This is a genomic window from Parasphingorhabdus sp., from assembly GCF_049667325.1.
Classification (GTDB): Bacteria; Pseudomonadota; Alphaproteobacteria; order Sphingomonadales; family Sphingomonadaceae; genus Parasphingorhabdus.
Window position 1 is genome coordinate 1 of record NZ_JBATHY010000198.1, and the last position, 3,279, is coordinate 3,279.

A 3,279-nucleotide genomic window follows, 5' to 3' on the forward strand; every position below is an offset into this window, starting at 1 on the left:
GCGCCAGCAAACATAGGCCGGATAATCAAAATCGGGAACGCCGCCGACGCGCCTCAACCGACCCTCGTCCAGATGGGTCTGGACCAGCCGCTGGGGCATGAACCCGCACATCCTCTGCTCGATCAGCCAGCGTGCCGACTGATTGCCGAGATCGAGTACCAGTCCGGCCGCGGGTTTGATGTTGAGCTGCGAGGTGATCTCGGCGCCCAGTGTCTGTCCCCATTCGACGCGGACATAATGGTCGCGCCAATTGTCGTCATCATTCCCCGAAACCAGAATCAACCGGTCATCATATAATTTTTCCGACTGGATGCCGCGTCCGAACACAGGATCGTAGAGAATCACCATATCGAGAAAACCGTCCTGGATATCGCGATTGAGCCTTGTCGAAGCGCCGGTCGTCACCCGGAAGGCGACATCGGGCAAATTTTCGCGGACGCTGGCTAGCCAGTCGGTCAGCATGGCACCCCATAACGCATATTGTCCGCCAATCGCTATGCTTTGAGTATATTGTTCGGGCAGCGACACGACATGCTGGGCGATTTCCCACGCGCGTATCGATTGCCGGGCAGGGTCCATAAATTTGTGACCTGCGGCGGTCAGTCGGCATCCCCGCTTGTCCCGGTCAAACAGACGCGCCCCGAGGAGATGTTCCAGTTGCTTGATTCTTTCGGTGACGCTGGAGGGGCTGGCATTGACCCGCTGGGCTGCTCCGGCAAAGCTGCCGGTGGCCGCTGCTGCGAGAAAAGTCCTGAAGGCAACGATGTCCATTCAATTTAGATAAACCAAATATAACCTTCTGACAATCCCGTTTGATTGAAATTAAAGCCCCCTCTAGAGACCCGTTATCTATTTGATGGAGTGATTGAAATGAAACATGTGATTTCCTGCGCCGTTGCCGCGGCCATGATGGTGAGCGCTGCGCTGCCAACCATCGCCCATGCGCAGTCGCCCGGCGTCCAAAGCGAGATTGTCGTGACCGGCAAATATCAGAAGCTGTGGGACAAGGGCGTCAAGCTCGAAAGCCAGGCTCTGGAAAATCTGATCAATGCCGAGCGCGATATGAACGATGCCAGCAAGAATGTTCTGGATGCAAAATCAAAGCGGGACAATGCGCAATCAAAAATTGGCAACGCGTCTGACGAATTTCGTCAGATGACCGCGAATGTCCCGACTTTTGCAAGCTCGAAAGATGCTGCAAAATGGGCTGATAAACTGAGTGATGCCGCCAAGAGCTGGGCGAAAAATGACAATCGCCATGCAGATGGGCAGGGTAACCTGACCAAGGCGATGAAACAGCAATCCAAAGCACAGGAAGCCATTGTAAAAGCGCAGTCCGATATCGACAAGGCCCGCGCCATGAAAGCAGAAGCGCAGCAGCGCAGCATGGCGACGAGCAGCTAGACCGGCAGGCACGGAGCGACAGTTTATGACAACGGCTCATATCGTCAGCGACGGGCGATCCGACGGCAACGCGCCGCACCGGGCGCCGCGCGGTGTTATCGACAGAATCGCAACCGGCTCGGGCGGCTTGATCATGTTCCTCGGTATTTTGCAACTTGTCGGACCAGGACCTCTCCGCCTGCTGATTGGCATGGGATCAGAAGTCGGCGCGTATATCGTGGCCGCCCAATGGGCGGTATTCGGTTTTCTCCTGATGACGGGGGGAGCATTCACCATTCGTCCGCTGGCGACCTATGCCGCCGAGTTTCTATTGCTCAGCAGCAGCTGTGCAATCGTGATACTGTTTCTCGTGGAGGCGGGTGCCCTGTCCATCGGGATGCAGATCATCATCGCCATTCTGGCCACCGCCAGTAGCAGTATGATGCGCATGGCCGACAGGGTGCAGGCGAAACGGGAATTTCGCTATATTCGAGCGCAGTCTGCGCCGATCAACAACGATCAAACAGCTCCGAACGAGGGAACGACTATTGGCGAGTGAACAAACCAGCTTTCGAAATTCTGTGAGCAACCCGGGCGCGACAGGTTCAGGGTCGCACGCGCCCGAGCGGAAAACAGAGGGGCGGGGTCGGACAAGTCCGGCCCCGTTTTCCCGTGCTTTTCCCGTTCTGACCGTCCTGATGATCGCGATGCTTTCAACCCCGGCGTTTGCCGCGCAAGGTCAGCGTAAAAAAGGTGTCATCGGAAATGCCGGCGATGCCGTGACCCAGCCGCTCAACGATCTCAATTTGCGGTCGGATGACATCCCCGTCGAACTGTTGGCGATTCAGGACGAGCCATATTCTCTGGATCGTCTGCAGGATTGTTCGGCGCTACGGCGCGAGATAACAAAATTGGAAGATGTGCTGGGACCGGACGTTGATGCCCCGCAGAAACAGTCGGGATTGGTCAGCAAGGCCCTGAAAAGCGGAGGGAGTTTTCTTGGCGGCTTTATTCCGTTCCGCGGCGCGGTACGGGAATTGTCCGGCGCTAACGCCGCCCGCCGCAGAATGGAAAGCGCGGTCTATGCCGGAGTCGCCCGGAGGGGATTTCTCAAGGGCTATGCCGCGGCCCAACAGTGTAAAACATCCGAAGAGCTCGCGATCGAGGCAGCCGAAATCAGGCTGGGTTTACGTACGGTCGCGATCGAACCGGAGATAACAGAGTTGCAAGAGCCGCCCATGACGCTGCCGATATTGCCGACCGAATCGATATTGGAAGTTGATCTCCCTCCGTCGGATATAATTGGCTTGCCCGAAACTGATCCCGGAAACTGATTTAAAGGCGGAGAAATTAGCGGAATCAGGCCGGCACTTTGGTCTATGATGACGGTGCAGCAAAGCTGCTGTCCATCACCCCAACACCAACGCGACCAATCACCCGCTACAAAGCAACCTTCGCATGATCGCCCATTTCGTCGCCGCTCATCGTCATGCCGGTCATCATCTTGAACATGCCGACAACGCCGGGATCGGCTTCCCAGATTTCGGCGTCGCCGAGGTCAAGGCGCAGCATCAGCAGGCTGGGATCCTGTCGGCCCTGACTGTACCACGCTTCGACGGGGTTGCTCCAGTGCTTGTCGATTATCGCTTCGCTGGTTTCTTCGCTCAGGTTGCCGGAGACACAGGCAAACAGATCATGGCCCTTGGATATAAATTGCATCATCGCCGGGCCGCCCTGGGCCAGCCGGTTGTCGCGTGAAGTGTAGAACCAGATCGAGCTGTTGGCATCCTCGTCAAGCTGCGCGCGCATCGGGATGGCGTGGTCGCGGCCGCTATCGAGCGAGAGCATCACAAACGGGCTGTCCGCGATCGATTCCCAGAATTCCTCCCGGATTTC

The 3,279-nt window shown here is 57.0% G+C and carries 5 protein-coding genes; 3 read left to right on the forward strand and 2 right to left on the reverse strand.

Annotated elements, in window-relative coordinates:
• Window positions 1-771 (reverse strand): LysR family transcriptional regulator (locus tag WBM93_RS08975; protein WP_424431086.1); only part of this gene is annotated, 771 nt, incomplete at its 3' end.
• A gap of 99 nt (window positions 772-870) precedes the next feature.
• On the opposite strand from WBM93_RS08975, the gene WBM93_RS08980 reads away from it, so the two are divergent.
• From WBM93_RS08980 to WBM93_RS08990, 3 genes are all read left to right on the forward strand, one after another.
• Window positions 871-1,404 (forward strand): hypothetical protein, encoded by a 534-nt coding sequence (locus tag WBM93_RS08980; protein ID WP_424431087.1) that lies wholly within the window; start codon window positions 871-873, stop codon window positions 1,402-1,404.
• A gap of 25 nt (window positions 1,405-1,429) precedes the next feature.
• A complete protein-coding gene (locus tag WBM93_RS08985; protein WP_424431089.1) occupies window positions 1,430-1,942 on the forward strand; it encodes a hypothetical protein in 513 nt (170 codons plus the stop codon).
• Between the two features lie 139 nt (window positions 1,943-2,081).
• Window positions 2,082-2,717 (forward strand): hypothetical protein, encoded by a 636-nt coding sequence (locus tag WBM93_RS08990; RefSeq protein ID WP_424431091.1) that lies wholly within the window; start codon window positions 2,082-2,084, stop codon window positions 2,715-2,717.
• A 106-nt stretch (window positions 2,718-2,823) separates the two neighbouring features.
• Here the strand turns inward: WBM93_RS08990 and WBM93_RS08995 are convergent.
• On the reverse strand, window positions 2,824-3,279 hold a 456-nt coding region (locus WBM93_RS08995), incomplete at its 5' end, for a pyridoxamine 5'-phosphate oxidase family protein (RefSeq protein WP_424431093.1).

Bases quoted from the DNA above. Each gene is read 5' to 3' on its own strand.
- WBM93_RS08990 (WP_424431091.1), top strand. From the start codon at position 2,082: ATGATCGCGATGCTTTCAACCCCGGCGTTTGCCGCGCAAGGTCAGCGT.
- WBM93_RS08985 (WP_424431089.1), top strand. From the start codon at position 1,430: ATGACAACGGCTCATATCGTCAGCGACGGGCGATCCGACGGCAACGCG.
- WBM93_RS08980 (WP_424431087.1), top strand. From the start codon at position 871: ATGAAACATGTGATTTCCTGCGCCGTTGCCGCGGCCATGATGGTGAGC.